Annotated in this window: 14 protein-coding genes; 3 read left to right on the top strand and 11 right to left on the bottom strand. The window is 34.5% G+C overall.

Annotated features, from left to right (window positions below):
* Nucleotide 1: 1 nt before the first annotated feature.
* The 7 genes from ABD940_RS17740 to ABD940_RS17710 all read right to left on the bottom strand — a co-directional run bounded on the left by ABD940_RS17740 (nucleotide 2) and on the right by ABD940_RS17710 (nucleotide 10,339).
* The gene (locus ABD940_RS17740) at nucleotides 2-1,114 is read right to left on the bottom strand and encodes a sensor protein KdpD (RefSeq protein WP_345206936.1); all 1,113 of its coding nucleotides are present in this window, start codon (nucleotides 1,112-1,114) and stop codon (nucleotides 2-4) included.
* Nucleotides 1,115-1,220: 106 nt separating this feature from the next.
* On the bottom strand, nucleotides 1,221-2,303 hold the full coding sequence (locus ABD940_RS17735) for a porin (protein WP_345206935.1): 1,083 nt from the start codon (nucleotides 2,301-2,303) through the stop codon (nucleotides 1,221-1,223).
* 64 nt (nucleotides 2,304-2,367) lie between these two features.
* The gene (locus tag ABD940_RS17730; protein ID WP_345206933.1) at nucleotides 2,368-3,735 is read right to left on the bottom strand and encodes an outer membrane beta-barrel protein; all 1,368 of its coding nucleotides are present in this window, start codon (nucleotides 3,733-3,735) and stop codon (nucleotides 2,368-2,370) included.
* A gap of 258 nt (nucleotides 3,736-3,993) precedes the next feature.
* Complete coding sequence (gene kdpC / locus ABD940_RS17725) at nucleotides 3,994-4,542, bottom strand: K(+)-transporting ATPase subunit C (RefSeq protein WP_345206931.1); 549 nt, start codon at nucleotides 4,540-4,542, stop codon at nucleotides 3,994-3,996.
* 12 nt (nucleotides 4,543-4,554) lie between these two features.
* The gene (gene kdpB, locus ABD940_RS17720) at nucleotides 4,555-6,594 is read right to left on the bottom strand and encodes a potassium-transporting ATPase subunit KdpB (protein WP_345206929.1); all 2,040 of its coding nucleotides are present in this window, start codon (nucleotides 6,592-6,594) and stop codon (nucleotides 4,555-4,557) included.
* 144 nt (nucleotides 6,595-6,738) lie between these two features.
* The gene (gene kdpA, locus ABD940_RS17715) at nucleotides 6,739-8,433 is read right to left on the bottom strand and encodes a potassium-transporting ATPase subunit KdpA (RefSeq protein WP_345206927.1); all 1,695 of its coding nucleotides are present in this window, start codon (nucleotides 8,431-8,433) and stop codon (nucleotides 6,739-6,741) included.
* A 580-nt stretch (nucleotides 8,434-9,013) separates the two neighbouring features.
* The gene (locus ABD940_RS17710) at nucleotides 9,014-10,339 is read right to left on the bottom strand and encodes a sigma-54-dependent transcriptional regulator (protein WP_345206925.1); all 1,326 of its coding nucleotides are present in this window, start codon (nucleotides 10,337-10,339) and stop codon (nucleotides 9,014-9,016) included.
* Between the two features lie 150 nt (nucleotides 10,340-10,489).
* Between ABD940_RS17710 and ABD940_RS17705 the strand changes: the two genes are divergently transcribed.
* Complete coding sequence (locus ABD940_RS17705) at nucleotides 10,490-13,357, top strand: M16 family metallopeptidase (RefSeq protein ID WP_345206923.1); 2,868 nt, start codon at nucleotides 10,490-10,492, stop codon at nucleotides 13,355-13,357.
* Between the two features lie 74 nt (nucleotides 13,358-13,431).
* Here the strand turns inward: ABD940_RS17705 and ABD940_RS17700 are convergent, their stop codons facing one another.
* Both ABD940_RS17700 and ABD940_RS17695 read right to left on the bottom strand, forming a co-directional pair.
* A complete protein-coding gene (locus tag ABD940_RS17700) occupies nucleotides 13,432-15,570 on the bottom strand; it encodes a S46 family peptidase (protein ID WP_345206921.1) in 2,139 nt (712 codons plus the stop codon).
* A 185-nt stretch (nucleotides 15,571-15,755) separates the two neighbouring features.
* On the bottom strand, nucleotides 15,756-16,403 hold the full coding sequence (locus ABD940_RS17695; RefSeq protein ID WP_345206919.1) for an MgtC/SapB family protein: 648 nt from the start codon (nucleotides 16,401-16,403) through the stop codon (nucleotides 15,756-15,758).
* Between the two features lie 94 nt (nucleotides 16,404-16,497).
* Here ABD940_RS17695 and ABD940_RS17690 point away from each other — a divergent pair, with 94 nt between their 5' ends.
* Nucleotides 16,498-17,202: a hypothetical protein gene (locus ABD940_RS17690; RefSeq protein ID WP_345206917.1), complete on the top strand. Its 705-nt coding sequence runs from the start codon at nucleotides 16,498-16,500 to the stop codon at nucleotides 17,200-17,202.
* A gap of 51 nt (nucleotides 17,203-17,253) precedes the next feature.
* Here the strand turns inward: ABD940_RS17690 and ABD940_RS17685 are convergent, their stop codons facing one another.
* Together ABD940_RS17685 and ligA are read right to left on the bottom strand one after the other, a co-directional pair.
* Nucleotides 17,254-19,812, bottom strand: coding sequence for a DUF7619 domain-containing protein (locus ABD940_RS17685; protein WP_345206915.1), 2,559 nt, complete (start codon nucleotides 19,810-19,812; stop codon nucleotides 17,254-17,256).
* A gap of 95 nt (nucleotides 19,813-19,907) precedes the next feature.
* Nucleotides 19,908-21,914 carry an NAD-dependent DNA ligase LigA gene (ligA, locus tag ABD940_RS17680; protein ID WP_345206913.1) on the bottom strand — a complete coding sequence of 669 codons (2,007 nt, stop codon included), beginning with the start codon at nucleotides 21,912-21,914 and terminating at the stop codon, nucleotides 19,908-19,910.
* 242 nt (nucleotides 21,915-22,156) lie between these two features.
* Here ligA and ABD940_RS17675 point away from each other — a divergent pair, with 242 nt between their 5' ends.
* Nucleotides 22,157-25,264, top strand: coding sequence for a TonB-dependent receptor (locus ABD940_RS17675; RefSeq protein ID WP_345206911.1), 3,108 nt, complete (start codon nucleotides 22,157-22,159; stop codon nucleotides 25,262-25,264).
* The last annotated feature ends 34 nt before the right edge of the window (nucleotides 25,265-25,298 follow it).

The raw sequence follows: 25,298 nt of genomic DNA, 5'->3' as shown, positions 1-25,298 counted from the left end.
TTTAGGATAAAATGATAATATCTATTTGTCTTTCATTCAATCGGTTCATTAGCGTATAAATCCAGCTGTAGCCAAAAATTCTCTGCAAAAGATGCGCATGAGGTTTACCAATACAAACCGTTGTAATGTTGTGCTCGATCACATAATCCAAAATTCCTTTATGAATGCTGTTTTCTTTTACACGCATCACTTTTGCTCCCAATTCTTGTGCTAAATTAAAATTATTAATTAGAAAACGTTGTTTGTTCAGTGCAATTTTTTCAGGATTTTCTGCCGGTTTCTGAATATACAAAACTGTCCACGGACTATTATAATAACTTGCCAGTCTTGCTGTTTTGCGGATAATATTTTTCGCAATTTTCTCATTACTGCTTATACAGGCGAGGAATTTTATAGGTTTAAAGTTCTCAGTTTTGATCTCGGTTTCGACTTTTCTTTCGACATGAGTTGCAACTTCTTTTAAAGCCAGTTCACGAAGCTGTAAAATATGTCCGCTTTGGAAAAAATTATTTAAAGCTGTCTGAATTTTCTCTTTTTTGTAGATTTTTCCTTCTTTCAATCTGGTCAACAATTCATCCGCCGTCAAATCAATATTAACAACCTCATCTGCTAAAGCTAAAATTTTATCTGGAACTCTTTCTGTAACTTCAATTCCTGTGATTTTCCTGACCTCTTCATTTAAACTTTCAATATGCTGAATATTCATCGCACTGATGACGTTGATTCCGTTATCGAGAATTTCCAAAACATCCTGCCATCTTTTTTTGTTTTTTGAGCCTTCGATGTTTGTATGTGCCAATTCATCCACGAGAACTACTTCAGGATGAATATTGATAATTGCTTGAAGATCCATTTCTTCCAGATTTTTACCTTTATAAAAGGACGATCTTCTCGGAATTTCGGGAATTCCTTCAACCAAAGCTTCCGTTTCTTCTCTGTGATGAGTTTCGATGTAGCCGATTTTCACGTCAATTCCGTTTCGCAAAAGAGCATGCGCTTCCTGAAGCATACGGAAAGATTTTCCTACACCTGCGCTCATTCCGATGTAAATTTTAAACTTTCCTTTTCGGGATTTTTGAATAAGTTCCAGAAAATCTTTTGCTGATGATGACATTGATTTTATTCTTTTTAATTTAATTTTTTGAAACATAAATAATGCTTGAAGTTTAAAGCAGGAAGTCAATTTTGTATTAACCTCCAGCTTTTATCTTCCTGTAATTTTAAAACCAAGCCGCAAGACTTGCTGTAATGAAAAAATTCCCCTGTTTTAATTCATCATTTTGCACAAAAATGGCATCTTTAGAAGTAAATCCTCTTGCTTCTGTCCGGAAAAGCACATTTTTAAAAATTGCATAATCCACATTCAGAGAATACCCGAAAGTTTGAAATCCGTTTGGTGTCTCTGTTGAAACAATAACTCCGTTTTTATCATTATAATATTCTAATCTTCCGGCTAAAGTCCATTTTTCATCCAAATGATATTTCATCAAAATACTCGGAGTGTACCAAAGATTGTAACTTTTACTTCCTTTTTCTTTCTGTTCGGCTCCGATATCAAAACCAAGCAATGCAGAAAATTTTTCCGTCAGTTGAAAATCTCCGTATAAATCATGGAAATATCGCATTCTTTTATCATCTTTAGATTTATCATTTCCTATAAACGAACTGCTGTTCAGCGTAATTTTATCATTCGGTTTGAAGGTTAATTGATGTCCAAAAGATAAACTCTGATTACCTTCTGCTTTGGCAATTCTCTGCCATCCATTTAAAACCAGACTACTCAAAAACCATTTTCCATTATCTGTTGTATAAGAAACTTTAGCTCCTGTTTCAAAGTAAGGCGAATTTTCTGCAGCCAGACTTCTTGTTACATTGAAATTATTTTTCCCGACGGCACTTTCCCAACCGATATGAGAAGGCATAATTCCTGCATCAACCCATAAATTTTTAGTTTTAGAAAGTCTGATTCCAATGTTGGCTTCATTTACATATCGTAATGCATTCTGTTCTGCCGCAAGATTATCCTGTGCGTAAGTTCCTGCCATGAGAGCAATATTGGCGCGAAGATTATCACTTTCGTAACTCCCTTTTATAAGACCCAGATTAAGATTAAGTTCATTATGCCTGTTGTATGTATAGATAAAATTTTGACGATAATGATTAGTTGGTTCATTAAAATCATAAGTATAAAAGAGTTCCGTATATACAGATAATTTGAAGTTACTTAGCTTTAAAGAATCTGAACTTTGTGCTTTCGGAAAAAATAATCCTAAAAGTATACTTGCAGTGAAAAATTTCTTCATGTGTGTTTTAGTTTAAAAGTAAAAAGAATTAGTCTTTTCACATGAAATTAAGTTAATTAATTTTTTATAATCTAAACATCACTGCCAAAGTCACTCTGCTGTCAGATTTTCTTAAATCCGGTCTCCAGGAGTCAACTGGCGTATCGATCCATCCATCCGGGCTGGTTGTTCCCTGAGGTCCGGCGAAATAAGGAATATTACTTTTTCTGTATCCATATTCTAATCTGAAAGTTACGAATTGATTTGGCATGATGTCAACCGTTGCAGTTCCCTGTAACATTTTCAGTTTTTCTCCATTTGTTAGGGCATCATTAAAATCATTATTTGGAACAGGAGAAGGGGAGAATGCTAAGTAAGCTCCCGGATTAGAAATGGCATCGGCTCTTAAAGATAAAGCCACTTTATTATGATGAAACCAAAGTCTGTTGGCAATGGAAGTTCCGATCATGTAATTGTCTTTTGCCTTCAAACCGCCTCCGCTCTGGAATCCGTAATGGTTGTTGATACTGAATGCAGCCTGAGACAATCCATTGCTTTTTTTATTGTGGAAATATCTCGCAACAATACTGTGGTCATGGTGAAAACGACGCACATCAGAATTATTTCTGGTATCTTTTCCGTTTAAATAAAAATTAGCAACCAACTGAAGATTTTCATTCGGACGGTAATAATTGGAAACTCCTAATCCAAGACCTTTATTCCATGAATTATAACTCTGCCAACCGTTTAATAACCAAAGTTCAACCTTATATTTTTTTGAAGGATATGCCTGAATTCTCGCTCCCTGAAAATAGAACGGTGTAAAATCGCAGACCAAACTTCTCTGATAATTCCAGTTTTCACCCAAAACATAACTTTCCAAACCGATGTAGCTCATGAAAATCCCGGCTTCAACATTCAAACCGTGCATTACGTCGAAATGATAACCTGCCGCAGCTTCTCGGATGTTTTTTAAATTATTGACGCTTGTATTTTTACCATGATTCACCGTTCCATCCAAATCCTGAACGATAGAGCCCATTTGCCCATATTGTAACCATAAACGCCCGATCATATTTTTGTAGTTGGTTTCCAAACCAATACTTGCCATGTTGATTGTAAATTCATTGGAACGACCGATGGCTGATGAAATCGTGTGTGTATTATCTTTCGGATTACGGAAATCGTAGTTGTAATAGGCATCTACATACGTTACACCCGTTAAAATCGTTTCTCCGTCTTTATCTTTTAAAGTTAAAGGAAAATCCGTCTGACGGTTTTGACCGTTGATCCAAGTCAGATCGTAACCGTCAAAAGGGATTTTAGAATCATTTGTTTTTAAAGAATCTTTAGGTAGCAGGGAAATAGAATTCTGTTTCATTTCCTGAGCATTCATAGGATTTAAAGCAAAAAGCCCAAATAAAAAAATAGCCTGAATAGTTGTTGATTTCATTATATAAATATTGATAACAATGTGTTGTGTAACTAAATTTTAAAGCATCACGTAGATGACTTAGGAGTTGGAGGCGTTAATAAAATTAATTCTGTGAACGTTAAGAAAATTCTACTGTTTGAGCACGAGACGAATTTAGAAACGAAGAACAAATATTAAATTCGTGCGAGTTTTAGAATTTTTAGAGAACAGAAATAATTTTTAGCCGACAAATCCAAGTCTTGAATTTTTGTTTCTTTTGTTTCAAGACAAAAGAAATTATTGAAGTTGATCCAAAGCAATATTTAATTTCAAAACATTGACTTTAGATGGTCCAAAAAGTGGTTTTTCTGTATGGTTTTTAATCAGATTTTCAATTTTTTCCACAGAAATGTTTCTCACTTTTGCAATTCTTTTTGTTTGATATAAAGCACCGTCCTCAGAAATATCAGGATCAAGACCGCTTCCGCTTGCAGTGACCAATTCTACAGGGATTTTTACATTTTCCATTTCCGGATTTTGCATTTTTAAAGTGTCAATTCTTTTCTGAACCGTCTGCAAATATTCTTCATTACTTGGCCCTTTATTGCTTCCCGCGCTTCCTGCAGCATTATAATTCACTGCAGATGGGCGACTGTGGAAATATTTAGAAGACTTAAAATCCTGACCGATATTGGCATAGAATTTTTGACCTTTATAATTGATAATCTCTGCATTTCCCTGTGTCGGTAAAATTTTAGAACCTGCGTAAACAATTCCTAAATAAATTCCAACGATAACCAACATAACAAGTGTCAATCTTGACGCTGATAGAATATGATTTTTCATTTTTATTAAATTTTAAAAGAATAGACTGATAAATAAATCGATAAGCTTGATCCCAATAAATGGAACGATAACTCCACCTAAACCATAGATTAAAAGGTTTCTTCTCAACAAAGCACTTGCACCGATCGGTTTGTAAGCAACGCCTTTCAAAGCCAATGGAATTAGGAAAGGAATAATCACTGCATTGAAAATAATTGCCGATAAAATTGCCGATTCCGGACTGTGAAGATTCATGATATTCAACTTTTGAAGTGCAGGAATAAACGTGATAAACAACGCCGGGATAATGGCAAAATATTTAGCAACGTCATTCGCAATACTGAAAGTTGTCAACGTTCCACGAGTCATTAATAACTGTTTTCCGATTTCTACGATTTCAATCAATTTTGTTGGGTCATTATCCAGATCGACCATGTTTCCGGCTTCTTTGGCTGCCTGAGTTCCGCTGTTCATGGCAACACCGACATCGGCTTGAGCTAGGGCAGGAGCGTCATTCGTTCCGTCACCCATCATGGCAACCAATTTTCCTTCCTGTTGTTCTTTTTTGATGTAATTCATCTTATCTTCAGGTTTGGCTTCTGCAATAAAATCGTCTACACCAGCTTTTTCTGCGATAAATTTTGCAGTTAAAGGATTATCACCTGTCACCATCACCGTTTTCACGCCCATTTTTCTCAATCGTTGAAAACGTTCCTGAATTCCTGTTTTGATAATATCCTGAAGCTCAATAACTCCCCATACTTTATCATTCACGGAAACTACCAATGGAGTTCCGCCGTTTTCAGAAATTTTAGTCGTGGCTTCCTGAGTTTCGGGTGGAAAAATATTTCCGGCTTTTTCAGTCAGTTTCTTGATCGTATCATACGCTCCTTTTCGGATTCTTGTATTTTCAAAATCAATTCCGGAGGTTCTGGTTTCAGCTGTAAAATCAATGTAAACTGGGTTAGGAACAAGCAGATCTTCTGATTTTAACTGGCTTAATTCTATAATTGATTTTCCTTCCGGAGTTTCGTCGGCAACAGAACTTAATGCCGAAGCTTTTATAAATTCTTCAAGCTGAATTCCATTTGAAGGATGAAAATGCGTCGCTTTACGGTTTCCGATGGTGATCGTTCCTGTTTTATCGAGAAGCAGAACGTCAATATCTCCTGCTGTTTCAACGGCTTTACCGCTTTTGGTGATAACGTTGGCTCTCAATGCTCTGTCCATCCCGGCAATTCCGATTGCAGAAAGCAGACCGCCAATCGTTGTGGGTATCAGACAAACGAAAAGTGATATAAATGCCGCAATGGTGATCGGCGTCTGCGAATAATCTGCAAAAGGTTTTAAAGTAACTGTAACTATTATGAAAGTGAGGGTAAACCCTGCTAGAAGTATTGTTAATGCGATTTCGTTAGGTGTTTTTTGTCTTGAAGCGCCTTCTACAAGGGCAATCATTTTATCAAGGAAGGATTCTCCGGGTTTAGTGGTGACTTTCACCTTTATTCTGTCGGAAAGTACCTTTGTACCGCCTGTTACCGAGCTTTTGTCACCTCCCGCTTCTCTGATTACGGGTGCACTTTCTCCGGTAATTGCTGATTCATCGATCGTTGCTAAACCTTCGATAATTTCCCCGTCCATCGGGATTTGGTCGCCTGTTTCACAAAGAAAAATATCTCCGAGTTTCATTTCGGCAGACATTTTTAATGAAGTTTCTACCTGAAATCCGGGTTTGTTCTCTATGATTAATTTTGCCGGAGTTTCTTCACGCGTTTTTCTTAACGTATCTGCCTGAGCTTTTCCTCTTGCTTCAGCGATGGCTTCGGCGAAGTTGGCAAATAAAACCGTGAAAAATAAGATAATGAATACTAAAAAATTATATATGAAACTTCCCTGCGATTTGTCTCCCGTTAAGCTGAATAAGCTTACAATAAACATTACGATTGTTCCGACTTCCACCAGAAACATGACAGGATTTTTAAACATGATTTTCGGATTCAGCTTAACGAAAGACTGTTTAATCGCTTCGTTAACCAAATCTTTTTGAAACAATGTTTGTGATTGATTTTTCATTTTTTTGAAAAGTTATTTTGAATATAAACCATTAAAAAAAGTCTTAACAACTACGAGTATTCACTATTAATAACCGAATAGTATTAGCGATGTCATGCTGAGCTTGTCGAAGCATCTATTTCTTCAATGATTTATATATTTTAATTATTTAGAAAAAGATTGAATTTGTTCTGCTATCGGTCCCAAAGTAAGCGCAGGAAAGAAAGACAGGGCAGCGATCAAAAGAATGACAGCTAAAGTCATAAATCCAAAGGTTGCGGTATCTGTTTTTAAAGTTCCTGAACTTTCCGGGATATATTTTTTCTGTGCTAAACATCCTGCAATTGCGATCGGACCGATGATTGGGATAAATCTTGAGAATAACAAAACAATTCCTGTTGAGATATTCCACCAAGGGGTGTTGTCGCCCAATCCTTCGAAGCCTGAACCGTTATTGGCGGATGATGAAGTAAATTCATACAAGATTTCACTGAATCCGTGAAAGCCTGGATTGTTCAATGTTTTTGCTCCAAATTCAGGGAAATAGGCTGTTAAAGCTGTGCCAACAAGGATTAAAAAAGGGTGAAATAAAGCAACGATCATCGCGATTTTCATTTCTTTAGCTTCAATCTTTTTACCCATAAATTCCGGGGTTCTTCCCACCATCAGACCACTTATAAATACAGCCAGAATGATAAAAATAAAGTAGTTTAAAATTCCGACTCCACAACCTCCGTAGAAACAGTTGATCATCATTGCCAACATTTGATTCATCCCGGAAAGTGGCATCATGCTGTCATGCATGGCGTTGACAGAACCTGTTGAAATCACGGTCGTTGCAATACTCCAATACGCTGACGCAGCACTTCCGAACCGAATTTCTTTACCTTCCATCGCTCCCAGATGATTGTCGGTTCCCATTTGGGTAATCAACGGATTTCCATGTGTTTCGTTAATGATCGTTGGAGTGGTCAATGCCAGAAAACCAATGGTCATGACAGTGAAAATTGTCCATGAAAGTTTTCTTTTCTTTAAATAAAATCCTAATGCAAAAACCAAAGCAAACGGAATGATCATTTGAGTAACCATTTCGGTCATATTCGTCAGATAATTCGGGTTTTCAAGCGGGTGTGCCGAGTTTGCCCCGAAAAATCCACCACCGTTTGTTCCTAAATGTTTGATCGCCACAAAAGCGGCAGCCGGACCTCTGGAAACATCAGCTTTTTGACCTTCCAATGTGGTGATATGGTCTTTTCCTTCGAATGTCATCGGAGTTCCGTTGGCAGAAAGGATAAAAGCCACCACGATACTGATCGGGATCAATATTCTGATCATTGATTTGGTGAAAAAATCATAGAAATTCCCTAATTCTGTAGTCGTTTTATCTTTAAATGCTTTGAAAAGTACCGCCATTGCAGCCATTCCGGTTGCTGCTGTTACAAATTGCAAAAACATTAAGTACAACTGACTCAAATAACTGACTCCCGTTTCTCCCGAATAGTGCTGTAAGTTACAGTTAACCAAGAAAGAAATTGCTGTATTAAAAGCCAAATCGGGCGACATATTCTGATTTCCGTCTGGATTTAAGGGAAGCCATGATTGATTTAATAAGATAAAAAATCCGATGATAAACCAAACCAGATTAATGGTCAGCATGGCGAACATATTCTGTTTCCAGGTCATTTGTTTATTGGGATTGATACCTGAAATTTTATAAATCAAATTTTCAATAGGCTGAAAAATTTTATCTAAAAAAGTTTTTTTGTAACCATAAATATTAGCAATGTACTTTCCTAAGAAAATACCAATTACTAAGGTGATTGCGAACATCGTTATGATGCCTAAAATTTCTGTATTCATGGTAATTGGTTAAAATTTTTCAGGTTTTATTAAAACATAGCAGATGTACACAAATGCGAGTATCGAAAGGAAAAATAAGCTCCACATAATTTTATATTTTGTCAAAAAATTCAACGGATTTGTATAACAACAAAAACATCAGAACACACAATACAATTAAAGTAAGCAGGATCATGTTGTTGCGATTAATGTTAGAATGGTGAAAATCACATATGAGACCATGAGCATACTCAATGTGGAGTGCTTCGGTTTTTTGAACGTTTTTCTTGAAATTGTCATTTTTAAAATATTTTATTCTAAAACCATAATGCCAAAAAAAGATCCGTTTAAATGAAATTTCGTTTAAATCGTTTTATATTAGTTTGTTACAGGAATTTTAGATTGTGCCAGAAAACGAAAAAGCCTATCAAAATGATAGGCTCGTTATTAAAATGATAAGGTTTTTTAAACCATTAAGATTTATTTAAGGAGTTAAGAATATTAAGATGAGCTTCGCTTTAAGCTTAAAAATATTCAAAGAATATTTTCTTAACTAAACTTCACTTCTTAAATAATCTTAATGGTTCAATTTTATTAATTTTTATCTCAAATTATACTCTTCCAATTTGCGGTATAATGTTGCTATACCGATTTCCAGCAATCTTGCGGCTTCGGCTTTATTTCCTTTTGTGTATTGCAGGACTTTTAAAATATGTTCTTTCTCCAAAGATTTTATACTTAAAGAATCCTTTTCTGTAGAATTTTTTTCAGAATAATGCGGAAGACTTTCAACGTCTAAAATATTATTGCTCATTAAGATCAGACTTCTTTCGATGGTATTTCTTAATTCACGGATATTTCCTTTCCAGTCGTTTTTTTCTAATGCTTTATAGTATTCCGGATCGACCTGAACTGCCGTTAAATGAAGTTTCTGTGAAAAGACATCAACAAAATTTTTAGCCAAAGCTTTTAGATCATCTTTTCTTTCACGAAGGGCAGGAAGGGTGATTTCAAAAACATTTAACCTGAAATAGAGATCTTCCCGAAAATGTCCCTGTTTTATTTCGTCTTCCAAATTTCTGTTGGTCGCGGCAATCAGCCTAAAATCGGACTTTGAGACTTTGGTTTCACCCATTTTGATGAATTCTTTCGTTTCCAGAACGCGAAGTAATTTTGCCTGAAGCTCAATAGGCATTTCCCCGATTTCATCCAAAAATAAAGTTCCGCCGTTGGCTTCTTCAATCAGACCTTTTTTGTCTTTTATAGCTCCTGTGAACGCTCCTGCTTTGTGCCCAAAAAGCTCGCTTTCCAGAATTTCTTTGCTGAATGCAGAACAATTGATGGCAACAAAATTATTTTTCTTTCTGTCACTTCCTTCATGAATGGCATTCGCAAACACCTCTTTTCCTGTTCCTGTTTCTCCGGTTAAAAGTACTGTTGCATCAGTTAAGGCAACTTTTTCTGCTAATTTTTTAGCCTGAAGAATTAATGGCGAAGTTCCGATAATGGTTTCAAATCCCTTTTGATAAGAGCTTTTTTGAAGAATTTTAGATTTATTGTCCTTTGACTTTTCCAATGCTTTATACACCAACGGAATAATTTTCTCGTTATCATCACCTTTCACCAAATAATCATAAGCTCCGTTTTTCATCGCCTGAACTGCATCCGTAATATTTCCGAAAGCGGTCATTAAAATTATTTCCAGATGAGGATATTTTGCTTTGATAGACTTCACGAGATCAACTCCAAAAGCATCGGGAAGCCGGACATCACTCAAAACGACATCAAAATCATATTGTTCGAGCATCGTCATTGCAGAACGTGCTGTGGAAGCTTCTTTTACGTTAAAATTTTCTTGGGAAAGGATCATTCCTAACAGTTTTAGGAGCTTGATCTCATCATCGATGATCAGAATGTTTCCTGACATGGTAGTATTTTTTGGAAAACTTAGTGCAAACTTAAATATAAAAAGCGAATGTTAATGATAGATTTTAATTTTTATAAAATAATATGATTCTTTTTCGATTCCTTACATTTGTATACATTCTTATCTTTAAGAATGAAAATGAATTTATTTATGATAGATAGAAAATACAGCGAAACGATTCATACAGATAAAAATAACCACGAATATATCACGATTTCCAACGACGAAAATAAAGTAAGGATTTACACTTTAAAAAATGGTTTAAAGGTTTTTCTTGCCCAAAATTTTGATGCCCCGAGAATTCAGACTTACATTCCGGTGAGAACGGGAAGTAACAATGATCCTTCTGATAATACAGGTTTGGCGCATTATCTTGAACATATGATGTTTAAAGGAACTTCAAAATTGGGAACTCATAACTGGGAAAAGGAAAGTGAATTATTAAACCAGATTTCAGATTTATACGAACAGCATAAAGCAGAACAGGACGCCGAAAAAAAGAAAGCAATCTATAAAAAAATAGATGAAGTTTCTCAGGAAGCAAGTCAGTTTGCAATTGCCAATGAATATGATAAGGCAATTTCATCATTGGGAACTACGGGAACAAATGCACACACTTGGTTCGACGAAACGGTTTATAAAAATAATGTTCCTAATAATGAGCTTGAAAAGTGGCTTAAAATTGAGAAAGAAAGATTTTCTGAATTAGCTTTAAGACTTTTCCATACTGAATTGGAATCCGTTTACGAAGAATTCAACAGAGCGCAGGATAATGATTCGCGATTGGTGAATTATGAATTGATGGATGCTCTTTTTCCAACACATCCGAATGGTCAGCAAACAACTTTAGGAAATCCTGACCATCTGAAAAATCCTTCTATGAAGGCTATTCATAAGTATTTTGATGAATATTATGTTCCTAATAATTATGCAATGGTTTTGGTGGGAGATTTTGATTTTGAAGAAACTATTCAGCTCGTAGATCAATATTTTGGAACAATTCCTTATAGAGAATTACCAAAGAAAACTCAAATTGTTGAAAAACCAATCACTGAGATTGTAAAAAGAACAGTGAAAAGTCCGACGACACCGAGAGTTCAATTGGCTTGGAGAACTGAAAGTTATGGAACAAAAGAAGCAATGTTGGCGGATATTGTTGCCAATATTTTGAGCAACAGAGGAGAAGCAGGATTGATAGATTTAAATATTAACCAAACTCAGAAAATGCTTTGGGGGCAGGCTTATTCTGTAGGTTTGAAACAATATGGATATTTTTCAATTGTTGCTGTTCCGAAAGAAGCACAGACATTGGATGAGGCAAAAGATTTAGTTCTTGAACAAATCGGATTGATGAAAAAAGGGGATTTTCCGGATTGGATGCTTCCTGCCATCATCAATGACTTTAAAATTCAGAGAATGAAAGCTTTGGAAACTGCAGACGGATTGGCAACTAATCTTTATGATACTTACATCAAAGGCAGAACTTGGGAGCAGGAACTTAATGAAATGGAGGAATATACAGAATTTACAAAAGATGATGTTGTTGCTTTTGCCAATGAATTTTTTAAAGATAATTATGTAATTGTTTACAAAGAAAAAGGTGTAAATGATAAATTAATCCGCGTTGAAAATCCGGGAATTACTCCTGTGAAAATCAACCGTGAAGCGCAATCTGATTTTTTACAGGAAATTTTAGCCGAGAAAACAGAAGATATTCAGCCGGAATTTATTGATTATCAGAAAGAAGTTAAGACAGATTTAATTAAAGATAAAAAGCTCAATTTCGTTAAAAATAAATACAACGATATTGCCCAAATTCATTTCATTTTCCCTTTTGGAAGTGATAATGACCGTGATTTGGGGATTTCCACGCAGGTTCTTCAATATTTGGGCACGGAAAAATTTTCACCTGAAGATCTTAAAAAAGAATTCTTTAAAATCGGGGTTTCAAATGACTTTAAAACAGCCAATGATCAGCTTATCATTTCTTTAAGCGGATTGGAAGAAAATATTGAAAAGGGAATCGAATTGCTTCAACATTGGATGTATCATGTGAAACCTGACCAGGAAATTTATACGCAATTTGTTGAAACTGTGCTTGAAAACAGAGCTGCAATGAAGAAAGACAAAGGCAGAATCATGACGGCTTTGACGAATTACACGAAATTAGGTGAATTTTCCCGTTTTACAGACATTATTTCCAAAGAAGAACTTGAAAATGGAAATGTTGAGGTTTTCACTGACAAAATGAAGAAGTTATTCAACTATCCTTATCAGATTTTTTTCTATGGAAGAAATTTTGAAAATTTTAAAGAATATATCGGAAATTATGTTCAGAATAAAAGCCTTCAAATTCAGGAGCCAAGGAAATATCCTGAACCGGAAACTGTTGGAAATGTATATTTTACCGATTACGACATGGTTCAGATGGAAATGAGTAAGGTAGGAAAAGGACATGATGTAAATCCGGAAAATTTTGGAAAAATCAATGTTTTTAATGAATATTTCGGAAGAGGATTGTCTTCAATTGTTTTTCAGGAAATTCGTGAGAGTAAAAGTCTGGCTTATTCTGCGTATGTTTCTTACGCTGCAAATGCCGAACTGAATCATCCTGATTATATCACAACTTATATCGGAACTCAGCCGGATAAATTGCAGATTGCTGTTGATACAATGACAGAACTGATGGATGAACTTCCTGAAGTTCCAACTCAGTTTGAGAATGCTAAAAATGCAGCTTTAAAGCAAATTGCATCCACCAGAATTACAAGAACAAATGTCTTTTTTAATAAATTAAGATTAGAAAAATTAAATATTCATCATGATTTCAGGAAAGATATTTATCAACAAATTGGAGGTTTGAAGTTTGATGATTTAAGACAGTTTTATCAGACAGAAATTAAACCGATCCGTTTCAACACAGCCATTATAGGGAAAAAAGAAAACCTGAATATGGAAGCTGTCAATCAGATGGGAACATTTAAAGAAGTAAGTCTGAAAGATATTTTCGGACATTAAGAAATATTTAATTTAAAGATAAAAAAAGTCCCGGAAATTAATTTCTGGGACTTTTAAAATTTATTTAGCCAAAATTATTTCACAACTTTCATTTCATCAATCAGCCATTTCGAGTCGGCATATTTATCAATGATGAAAAGTATATATTTCGTATCAACCATGATATTTCTACTAAAACGAGGATCGTAATTGATGTCGCTCATCGTTCCTTCCCATTGTCTGTCGAAGTTTAATCCAACAAGATTTCCGTTCGCATCAAGAGCCGGACTTCCTGAATTTCCTCCGGTTGTGTGGTTCGTTGCAGTGAATCCTACAGGAACATCACCCGTTTTATCTTTATAGTTTCCAAAATCTTTTTTGTTATAAAGATCAATCAGCTTTTTTGGAACATCAAACTCGTAATCTCCCGGAACATATTTTTCCAAAACTCCCGCCAAATGTGTCTGATAATTGTAAGAAACAGCGTCTCTCGGTGAAGAACCTTTTACTTTTCCATATGTTACACGAAGCGTAGAATTCGCATCCGGGAAGAATTTTCTGTCTTTATCCGTTGCCATTTGCTGAGCCATGAAAGTTTTCTGAAGTGCATCAATTTTTGTCTGTAAAGAAGTAAATTGAGGATCAGCTTTTGTTGTATAAGTGTCTCTCATTGAAACGAAAAGCTGATAAACAGGATCCTTTTTCAATGTTTTGATCAATTTATCCTGATTAGAGAAAGCTTTTTCGATGTCTTTGCTTAAAGAAGCACTATTCACTTCAGTTCTTCCCGTAATGATCGAGTTTTTGGAAATTTCTTCAATAGACTGAATATTCTGAGCCTCGTTTTTATACTTTTCAAATCCTGCAGGTAAAAACTGTGCAGCTGTTTTGTTTGAATATAAAGCCAATAATTTTGCAGTTACTTTTGCGTCCAGTTCTGCGTTGTAATCTTTGTAGAAAGAAGTCAGTCTGCTTTTGAAAGCGGTCGTACCTTTATCGTCCATTCTTCCTGCTTCCACAGAAGTAATGTAGTTGTAATAAAGATTTGCCAACATCAACGTTTCAGCATTTCTTAACGTTTCAGAATAATAAGCATTATTTAAAGCAAATGGAGCTTGATCATTGTAAAGTTTGTTTAATTGATCTAAAGTTGTTTTAACCTCATGATTTTTAGCAACTAAAGAACCTTCGTACATTACTTTTTTCTCTACCGCGTTTGATTTTTTCAAACCTTCCACTTCGCCGATCCATTTTTTCCAGTAGTTGGCTACAGAAGCGTATTTTGCAGAATACTGGATACGTGTTGCATCATCGGTACGCATTTTTTCGTCTAATGTTTTCAAAGCAACATCTCTTACCGCAATTCTCGCAGGATCAATCTCTTTCATGATCTTTTCAACAGCGATTGCAGGAAGATATTCCGTTGTTCTTCCAGGGAATCCAAAAACGAAAGTGAAGTCATTTTCATTTTTATCTTTGATAGAAACCGGAAGAAAATGTTTCGGAACGTAAGGAATATTGTCCTTTGAATATTCTGCAGGTTTGTTGTCTTTTCCTGCATAAATTCTAAACATCGAGAAATCTCCCGTATGTCTTGGCCAAACCCAGTTATCCGTATCAGACCCGAATTTTCCGATGCTTTGCGGCGGTGCACCTACCAAACGAATGTCTTTGTAAGTTTCGATCGTGTAAGCATAGAATTTATTTCCGTAATACATTGATTTTACAGAAATTGACTGATAAGGTTCAATTTTTTGAGAATTTTTATAGATCTCAATATTTTTTGCAATTTGTTTCGAAAGTTCAGGTTCTGTAAGATTGTCTGTTCCTTCTAAAATCTGATTGGAAACTTCTTTAATATCAACAATAAAATCTACAGTCACACCCGGATTCGGAAGTTCTCCTTCCGTATTTTTTGCCCAGAAACCATTCGATAAAAGGTCGTTCTGAACCGTTGAATGCGCTTGAATTTGTCCGAAACCACAGTGGTGATTCGTTAACAATAAACCTTTTGGAGAGATAATTTCTGCAGTACAACCTCCATTGAACTGTACAACAGCATCCTTTATACTTGCTTTTTGAGGGTTGAAAATGTCTTTAGCAGAGATTTTCAACCCTAAGTCTTTCATTTCCTTTTCATTAAGCTCTGTCGGAATCCACATTCCACCGTATTGCTGTGCAAACGTCATTACAGCCGGCAAAAGAAATACAGATAAAAGTATCTTTTTTGTCATAATCAAAATTTTGCCGAATTTACAAAGAAAAAGGGAAATTTGAGTTATGAATTAAGGGTTATGAATTATAAATGAAAATATTTGTGTTCTTATTTGATTTTTAATTGATTATGATTTTAATATTCTCTTTTTAATTATAATCCATCATTTATAATCCATCATTTTTTCACGGCTTAATTTATATTTTAAAACTGATAAGCAATGATTTTTTCATCTTCCATAAGACTTTTCATCAACGACTCATGATTAATATTATTTCCTGTAATAATCCATGTTGTAGCGAGATTTCCTTGTGTATATTGTTGTTTTGAAAGAAGGAATTTTAGATGATTTATTTTAAAAAGATCTTCACAATGTTTAATGTCGTGATAATTTACTACAGCGATCTTATATTCCCTGATTTTGTGTTTTCTGTCAATAAATCTTTCAAAATAAGTAAGCGTATTCAGAACCAGCAAAATTAAGACAGTTCCTAAAAGTGCAATATAAAAATATCCCGAGCCGACTGCCATTCCGATAGAAGCTGTTGCCCAGATTGTGGTTGCAGTAGTAATTCCGTCGATTTTATTATCTCCTTTGAAAATAACTCCTGCTCCTAAAAATCCGATTCCTGTAATAATATTTGCAGCTAAACGATCGGGATTTCCTACTCCGATTTTAATGGAAAGAATCGTAAATAAACAAGATCCGAAGCACACCAAAATAAACGTACGCAACCCTGCGGATTTGTTTCTGTATTCGCGTTCTGTGCCAATCATAATGCCAAGAATTACAGAAATAAATATCAGTAATAATTCATTTTCAATGACGTAATGATCCTTTAAAAATTCCATCTTTAAAATTTTAAACTTCTTTGAATAAAATTACAATAATTCTTTTGATGTAAAGCCAAATGAAGTAAATTGTGTTTATAAATAAAATTTGAAAATGATTCCTGAAAATCTTGAAAAATCAATTGAAAACCTGTACTCGACATTTTCTCAATATGAAATAAGCTCCAAAATTGTTGGCTGCCCATGTTGTGTTTCAGACCGAGATAAAGAAAAAATACATAGTAAGGAGTTGAGAGATTTGCAGGAAGAAGATCTTTCGCGATATGCTTTCAAAGCACTGACAACTTTTGGTAATGTGAATGATTTTAAGCATTTTTTACCAAGAATATTGGAACTTTTAGTAGATGATAATTTAGGAGTTTCTACGTTTGTGATTTTTGGAAAATTAGAATATGGAAGTTGGAAAAATTGGGAGTCGGAAGAACAGGAAGCAATTAAGATTTTCCTTTTTGAATGGTGGAAATATTTTCTGGAAAGACAGTCTTATTTTGATAAAGATTTGTTTTATGGAATTTATAAACTGACCAAAAATATTGACAAATTATTACAGATTTGGAAAATTGATATTACCCAAAATAACTTTGTAGTTTACGTTGATTTTCTTAAATATTATTATCAGGATTTTATCAATGAAAATGATGAGTTTAAAGATTTTAATGAAATAGATGATGATAAATTTTTAAAATGGATTAAAGAAAATGCAAAACATCTTGAAGCCGGATTTTATCATTATGAAAATAAAGATCAACGATTTGCAAGAGAAATTTCTGATGCTTTGTACGTTTTTGAACATAGTTGAAATAAAAAAGACTGCCTAAAAAGACAGTCTTTAATTTATATTTCATTGAAGTTAATTTTTAATAAACTTCTGAGTGAAAGTTTTATCTTTTGTAGATAATTTGAGAATATAATTTCCTTTTGTAAGTTCAGAAACATTAATGGAATTTCCTTTTACTGAAGTTGATATTAAAATTCTTCCTGTTGCATCGTAGATTTCAGCTTTTACAATTTCGTTTTTAAATTGAATATTTAAAACATCTTTTACCGGATTAGGATAAATAGAAATCGTTTTGTTTTCTTTGTTGATCTCAGACGTTGCTAGTACATTTTGAACGGTTGTTGTGTAATTATTTGTAATAATTGGAGCATTATAATCAAAATAAATTCCTGCTTTGTTGCTAAAACTGTCTCCAACGTTTAATGTGGATTTTGTTTTGATTTTGAATGAAATATATCCGCCATTATTACCTGTTGTGTAAGGAAGTTGTATGTTTTCAAAAATAAATTCTACTGTATTTGCTGAAATTTTTGTTACAAAATTATGACTTGCTCCTAAAGCAATTAAACTTGAAGTATCAAATTTAGTCCCATCAATATCATCCTTTATCACTATGTTTTGGGCGTTTGCAGTTCCTGTATTTTCAAATCGGATCAGATAATGAACATAGTCTCCCACTTTTGCCTGTGTAATGGAAGCTCCTTCCAGACACGTTTTATCATTAGGATCGTAAGAATTGACTACAGCTTGGTTTAATGTAAATATATTATCTAGCGGAGTGTCATCTGTAGCACCGTTTATTTGCGCATTGTAATGAAGAATACTGCTGTTGTTCAGTGGAGGAGTCTGAGTAGGAGTATTTAAATTAAAAGTAAAATTAATTTCTCTAGTTTCAAAGGGAAGTATATTGCTGAAATTCCAGTTCAAAATTCCAGTTGATTGTGAGTTTGGAGCTAACGATGAATTTACAAAATTCATAACATCATCATTATAATTGAATGACAATACTCCAGACTGTGTTGTAGTTCCTTTATTTTTATACAGAATTTTATATTTAGCATCAGATCCTGGTTGTGCAATAGTTATAGGAAGAATCACGACTTCCAGATCATTATGAGTTCCGTTTGCCGTTAAACAAAAGTTCTGCGTATAAGGACTTACCTGTGTTGGGAAATTGGTCGTAAATGAAGGTGGTGTAATGTTAAAATAAGAAGGATTTTCCAACATCGGAGAGATAGTGTTCGTTCCGTATATCAGAGGGAAGGAATAAGATCCGAATGCATCTGAAATTGTAATATTTTGCCCTAAAATGTTGAATTTTTGAAAAGGTTTTACTACATCATTAATATCACATCCGTTTGCATTCATATCATATCTTGTCTTACCCTGAAGCGTAAAATAAGAAGAACCTCCTGGTGTAAAAGAACAATAAGAATTTGCGACAGTATTGGGTTGATTGTAAGACGCCAACTGCGACATAATATAGCTGGTTTCTATAGGATCAGTACATACATATTGTAGTTGTGGTGTATTTGAAAAACCAATGCCAAGATAATTATGTTTTCCATTTTTGAGATTTAGAGTCTGTAGATTAAGATTATTATCAAGATCAGCAATATCTAGAATAGTCTGCTTTGATAAATCAATATTCGTAAGCGAATTATTCATTACCTGGATACCTTTTAAGCCTTTTGCCTGATCAAATGCAATATTAGTTATATGATTATCATTGGCATACAAATAACTTAAAATAGGGTTATTGTGAAGTGTTAATGTAGTAAGGTTATTATTATAAATATAAAGCACTCCAATCAGAGGGCTTGAACTAAAGTCCAAACTTGTGATTTGGTTGTCGTTCGCAAGAAACATTCCCAATCCAGTATAAGGAGTTGCGTCAAAAGTCTGGAAAAGATTGAAACTTATACTTAAATAGTTTACCAGAGAAGGATTAGGAATTGAAAGGCTGTTTAGTTTATTACGATATAATTCTAGTTTTTTTAAAGCTGTATCTCCTGCAAAATTGATATTTGTTAGAAGTTGGTTTTGACTAACATTTACCTCTTCTAGTGCAGGGAGATTACTTAAATTTAAGGAGGTCATCGTTGAACTCCCTACCGATAGTTTTTTAAGATTGGGAACTGTAGAAATATTGAACCCATTAATATTAGAAACAGAAACTTCCTGTACTGAGGTGTTTTGTATATTTATAATGTTTCCTGGAGCTCCAAGTTGTGCGATATTTAGAGCATTGCAGTTTTCAATCGTTACGTTACCTACTGTTCCACCTGAAAAAATTAATTTTTGAAGATTAGTATAATTACTGAAAAGCAGATTAGAGGATATATTAGGACTTGTTAATTTTAGCTCAGTTAAATTTGGAAATTCAGTAAGTACTGATAAACTTGTAATAGCATTTGAAAGATCAGATAGATTTATTTTATAAACCAGCGAAGCTTCCGATAGTTGAATCTGTCCATCATTATTTGTATCCAGAGTAATAAAGTTTCCGTTAGAATCACTTGTTGCTCCGTAAGTAAACAATTTTGTTTTCAGGTATGCATCGACATTTAAAGTCTGTGCCTGAAACACAGCACACATCATCACACAAATGATTAAATAGATTTTTTTCATGTATTATTAGTTAGTCGTTACTTTTTAGTAAAAGGCAAAAATAAGCCATTGAAAGTAAATCTCAATGGCTTATTATGTTAAATATTTTCAGAATTTTATTGCTTTTCAACCAAATCCAAAAACTGCTGTTCATCGAGAATTTCAATAGTTCCGATGTCCTGAGCTTTTTTCAGTTTGCTTCCGGCTTTTTCGCCTACAACAAGGAAATTAAGGTTTTTTGATACTGCCGAAATATTTTTTCCACCGTGTTTTTCTACCATTTCTTCTGCAGCTTCTCTTGTGAATAAAGACAATTTTCCGGTAAAAAGAAATGTTTTCCCTTCTAAAACATTGGATAAAACTTCGTTTGTACTTTCTCCTTTTTCCAACTGAACTCCGTAAGATTTTAACCTTTCGATCATTAAAATATTTTCAGAATTAGCAAAGAACTCAACGATGCTTATTGCGATTTTAGTTCCTATATCTTCAACCTGACAAAGTTCTTCCACGGTTATATTTTTTAATTCTTCAATCGTCGGGAAATTTTTAACTAATTTCTTCGCAACCGTTTCTCCTACATGTTTTATTCCAATTCCATACAATACTTTTTCAAACGGAATTTCTTTGGATTTTTCAATTCCTGAGATGATATTCTGTGCAGATTTTTCCGCCATTCTTTCCAACGGAAGAAGCTGTTCTTTTGTTAAAACATAAAAATCAGCAGGATTTTCGATTAATCTTTCTCTATAAAGCTGTTCAATTGTTTCGCTTCCAAGATTATCAATATTCAAAGCTTTTCTCGAAACATAATGAATCATTCTTCCCACAACTTGTGGTGGACAATGCAGGTCATTTGGACAAAAATGGATTGCCTGATCTTCAACTTTTACAAGCTCAGTTCCGCATTCAGGACAATGTTTGATGTATTCGATTTCTTTGCTTTCGTCAGTCCTTTTTTCAGTATTTACGCCGACGATTTTCGGGATAATTTCACCACCTTTTTCTACATAAACGAAATCGCTTTCATGCAAATCGAGTTTTTTAATAATATCTTCATTATGCAGAGAAGCTCTTTTTACGATCGTTCCGGCTAATAAAACAGGTTTCAGATTGGCAACAGGAGTAATTGCCCCAGTTCTTCCAACCTGATAAGTCACTTTTTCTAATTGAGTTTCAACTTTTTCAGCTTTGAATTTATAAGCCATTGCCCAACGTGGGGATTTTGCCGTATATCCAAGTTGTCTTTGTTGTTTTAATGAATTGACTTTTAAAACAATACCATCAATTTCGAAAGGTAAATTATGTCTTTCAATATCCCAGAAATTAATAAATTCTTTTACCTCATCCAAAGTCGTACACAATTTCGCCTGTTGAGACGTTTTGAAACCCCAGCTTTGAGCTTTTTGAAGCAATTCCCAATGCGATTCTGCAGGAATTTCCTCTGAAATAAACTGATATAAAACCGATGAAAGTCCACGTTTTCTCACTTCACCGCTGTCCTGCATTTTCAGACTTCCACTCGCTGTATTTCTTGGATTCATGAATGGATCAAGACCTTCTTCTTCACGAAGTTTATTAATTTTATCGAAATTTTTTCTCGTTAAATAAATTTCTCCACGCATGAAAAAATGTTCAGGAAAATCACCTTTCAATTTTAATGGAATATCAGAGATCGTACGAACATTCGCTGTAATTTCATCACCCTGAAAACCGTCTCCACGAGTTACAGCCTGAACCAGTTTTCCGTTTTCATACAAAATAGAAATCGAAGCACCGTCATATTTTAACTCTGCAACAAATTCTACAGGCTCATCAATGGTTTTAATGATTCTTTTTTCCCAGTCTTCAAGATCATCAAAATCGTAAGAATTATCCAGAGAATACATTCTGAATTTGTGCTGAACAGTAGGGAAAACCTTTGTAATTCCTCCGCCGACACGTACAGTAGGAGAGTTTTCATCGTAAAATTCGGGATGTTTTGCTTCCAGATCACGAAGTTCTTCCAGCAACATATCAAAATCAAAATCTGAAATCGTCGGAGTATCAAGAAGATAATAATTTTCGTTGTGCTGATGAAGTTCTTTACGAAGGTGTTCTATTTTATGTTGAATGTTTTCGGACATTGGGTTTCTATCTTTTGAGCAAAAATAACTAAAGTAATTTCATTTTAAAAAAATAAGAGAAATAAATATTCTGAGAAAATTAAAATCTCGTAACATATTCCAACGGGCTGGTTCTGTAAGGAATAAATATTATGTTAAAATCTATTTAACATAATATTTTCATTTAATTAAAAAAATGTTAAAACTCCCTTAAACAAGCGCTTCCCAAAGACAGGATACCTTTGCACAGCTAATTTGAAGATATGAAAAAAGTAAAGATTGTATTGGGGTTATTATTCTTAAGTTTTGGGACACTGGCTTATGCACAGACGACTCAGGCTTCTATAACGGGGAAAGTAACCGGTGCCGGAAATCAGGCGCAGGAAAAAGTGAAAGTAACGATCGTAAACGAATCGACAGGTTTTAAAACCGAAACTGAAACCAATTCAAAAGGTGAATATATTTTTAAAGAAATTCCTTTGGGCGGACCTTACACAGTAATCGTAAACGATGAAAAAAGAGAAGGATATTCTGTGAATTTTGGAGATCAGGTAACGGTAAATCTGGCTTTGGGAAGTGAGAAAACAATTGAAGAAGTTGTAGTAGTAGGAAACCTGAAAAATAAAATCGGAAACCTTGGTGCTGCAACAGCAATTACGACTAAAAATATTGGAATATTGCCGGTAAACGGAAGAAACTTCGCCAATCTTGCGGAATTATCTCCATTAAGTGGTAAAAACGGAAGTATTTCAGGACAGTTAAGTTCTTCTACCAACTTTACAATTGATGGAATGACCGCGAAAAATCCGACTTCTGCGGGAGCTACAACAAGCCGAAGCGGTGCTCCGTTTTCCATTTCGATCGAAGCGGTTCGTGAATTTAAAGTGACTACCAATCAATATGATGTGACATTGGGAAGAAGCGGCGGTGGAACGATAAGTGCAGTTACAAAATCCGGAACAAACAAGTTTTCAGGAAGTGCATGGGAATATTTGAGAACAAACTGGCTTTCCAGCAAATATGACATCAGAGGAAATAGAATTAATAATGATTTCTCAACTTCTCAGTTCGGTTTCTCTTTAGGCGGACCAATTATTAAAAATAAACTACATTTCTTCATGGCTTGGGATCATCAGTTGGATTCTAGACCATTGCAGATTGCTGATATCAAATCGCATGAAGATGAATTGAGATTCAATACAACAACAGCTACTTTAAATAAATTCTTAGACATTGCAAGGGCAAAATACGGAGTTGGAAATACACCTCAATTCGGAAGCTTTGATAAAGTAAGAAATTCTGATGCTGGATTTTTACGTTTAGACTGGCAGATTAATGATAAAAACTTATTGACATTAAGAAATAACTTTACTTACGACTTAAACAAAAACGGACTAGTAGATAATACGGCAATTAATGCATTTGAGTCTTACGGAAATGATAAAAACTTAGACAACAGCTTATTATTGACTTTAAGATCGAACTTAAAGCCAAACATGACCAATGAATTAAAAGCTCAATATCTTTACACTGCACAGGACAGTTATCAGAACGACGAATTGGGACATGCTGTTCCGAGAGCTATCGTTGAGAATATTGTTTCTACGATTGACGGAGTTGGTAAAGCAACAAATATTCAGATCGGTGGTCACCGTTTCGGGCAGGAAAGTTTTAGAAATAATGTTTTCCAGGTTGTTGATAATTTATATTACAATACAGATAAAATTAAATATACTTTCGGAGCCGACTTAATGTATACGATGGCAAAATCTATCTACGGAAGTGAGGTGAACGGAAGATTCCATTTCAGAGAAAATCCTACTGTGAATGGTGGTGATAATTTATTTAATTTTAATAATCTTATCGCTTACAGATTTTACAGAGAAGTTCCTTTGATGGATGATCCTTCAGTGAAATCTAATATTTATAATTTAGGAGTTTACGGACAGATTCAGACTAAAATTGCAAAAGGTCTTGATTTAATGGCTGGTTTAAGACTAGATTATGGAGGTTATCCGAAAGCTGGATTCAACCAAAAGTTGTATGATGAGATGGGAATCAGAACGGATAATCAGATCAAATCATTCATCATTCAGCCAAGATTCCAGTTTGATTGGAATATTAATGAAGGAAATAAAGATTTCTTGAAATTCGGAGCAGGTATTTTCTCTTCAGATATCAACAATTATATGATTATCAATAATTTGGTATTTGACGGAAGACATTTGGCTACAGTTGACGTGAATCCTTCACAAATTGGTCTTACTCCTGATTTTAACAGTTATAGAAATGATTACGGAACTGTTCCTACGCTGTCTCAATATCAGCTTCCTACAATCAATTACACAGGAAAAGATGCGAAAATTCCGATCGTTTACAAAGCAAATATTTCATATACACACTTCTTCAACGAGAGATTCAGAGCGGGAGTGGCAGGATATATGGCTTTAGGTAGAAACAATTACTTCTATTACGACAGAAATATGGTGGCAAATCCTTATTTCACATTGGATAATGAAGGTGGAAGAGGAGTTTATGTTCCGGCAGCTACCATTGCAGCAAACGGAACGATGAACTGGAAAGACGGAAGAATTAACCAAAATTTCGGAAGAGTTCTTGAGTTGGTAAGTGACGGAAAAGTGAATCAGTTCTCATTCGTGGCAGATACAAGTTACCGTTACTGGAGAGATGGAGAAATTACAGCGAGTTACACTTGGGCAGATATTAAAGACAACACTTCTTACAACGGAAACGTAGCGAATTCTGCTACATTGTCTACATTGGTTTCAGGTGATCCGAGAAATTTAAGAATGTCATATTCTGATAATCAGTTCAGAAATAAAGTGGTAATTTATGGTAATTCACCGACCATTGCAGGATTTACTTTAGGAATCAGATATGCGGGAATGGGAGGAACACGTTTCTCTGTGACTGCGGGAGGAAACGTAAACGGAGATTTTGTTGATACTAATGATTTAGCATATATTTTCCCGAATCTTACACAAACTCTAATTGATAATCCGGATGTAGGACAGGCTTTAAAGAATTACATCACAGATTATAACAATAAAATTGCAGAAAGAAACGGCGGAAAGAACGGATTCTATGGAGTTTGGGACGTTCGTGTAGCAAAAAAGATCAAGTTTGAAAAAATTGGGGCATTCGAATTTTCTGTTGATATTTTCAACGTGGCGAATTTGCTTAATAAAGAATGGGGTGTTAATAAATCGTACAGCAACATGTCGCTTTACAGAATTACCGGATTCGATCAGGTTACGAAACAGCTTAAATATAGCTTAAACACAAGCGGATTGGAGCCGTTAACAGGAAATCCTTATCAGATTCAGATTGGAGCAAAATATTCTTTTTAACAATAAAATATTACCTTTATCTAAAAGTCGAAAG

This window comes from Chryseobacterium ginsengisoli (assembly GCF_039542325.1).
Classification (GTDB): domain Bacteria; phylum Bacteroidota; class Bacteroidia; order Flavobacteriales; family Weeksellaceae; genus Chryseobacterium; species Chryseobacterium ginsengisoli.
This window is presented reverse-complemented; position numbering and strand designations above follow the sequence as displayed.

Bases quoted from the DNA above. Each gene is read 5' to 3' on its own strand.
- ABD940_RS17695 (WP_345206919.1), bottom strand. From the start codon at position 16,403: ATGGAATTTTTAAAGGATCATTACGTCATTGAAAATGAATTATTACTG.
- ABD940_RS17705 (WP_345206923.1), top strand. From the start codon at position 10,490: ATGATAGATAGAAAATACAGCGAAACGATTCATACAGATAAAAATAAC.
- ABD940_RS17735 (WP_345206935.1), bottom strand. From the start codon at position 2,303: ATGAAGAAATTTTTCACTGCAAGTATACTTTTAGGATTATTTTTTCCG.
- ABD940_RS17710 (WP_345206925.1), bottom strand. From the start codon at position 10,339: ATGTCAGGAAACATTCTGATCATCGATGATGAGATCAAGCTCCTAAAA.
- ABD940_RS17700 (WP_345206921.1), bottom strand. From the start codon at position 15,570: ATGACAAAAAAGATACTTTTATCTGTATTTCTTTTGCCGGCTGTAATG.
- ABD940_RS17685 (WP_345206915.1), bottom strand. From the start codon at position 19,812: ATGAAAAAAATCTATTTAATCATTTGTGTGATGATGTGTGCTGTGTTT.
- ABD940_RS17730 (WP_345206933.1), bottom strand. From the start codon at position 3,735: ATGAAATCAACAACTATTCAGGCTATTTTTTTATTTGGGCTTTTTGCT.
- ABD940_RS17690 (WP_345206917.1), top strand. From the start codon at position 16,498: ATGATTCCTGAAAATCTTGAAAAATCAATTGAAAACCTGTACTCGACA.
- ABD940_RS17740 (WP_345206936.1), bottom strand. From the start codon at position 1,114: ATGTCATCATCAGCAAAAGATTTTCTGGAACTTATTCAAAAATCCCGA.
- ligA (WP_345206913.1), bottom strand. From the start codon at position 21,914: ATGTCCGAAAACATTCAACATAAAATAGAACACCTTCGTAAAGAACTT.
- ABD940_RS17675 (WP_345206911.1), top strand. From the start codon at position 22,157: ATGAAAAAAGTAAAGATTGTATTGGGGTTATTATTCTTAAGTTTTGGG.
- kdpC (WP_345206931.1), bottom strand. From the start codon at position 4,542: ATGAAAAATCATATTCTATCAGCGTCAAGATTGACACTTGTTATGTTG.
- kdpA (WP_345206927.1), bottom strand. From the start codon at position 8,433: ATGAATACAGAAATTTTAGGCATCATAACGATGTTCGCAATCACCTTA.
- kdpB (WP_345206929.1), bottom strand. From the start codon at position 6,594: ATGAAAAATCAATCACAAACATTGTTTCAAAAAGATTTGGTTAACGAA.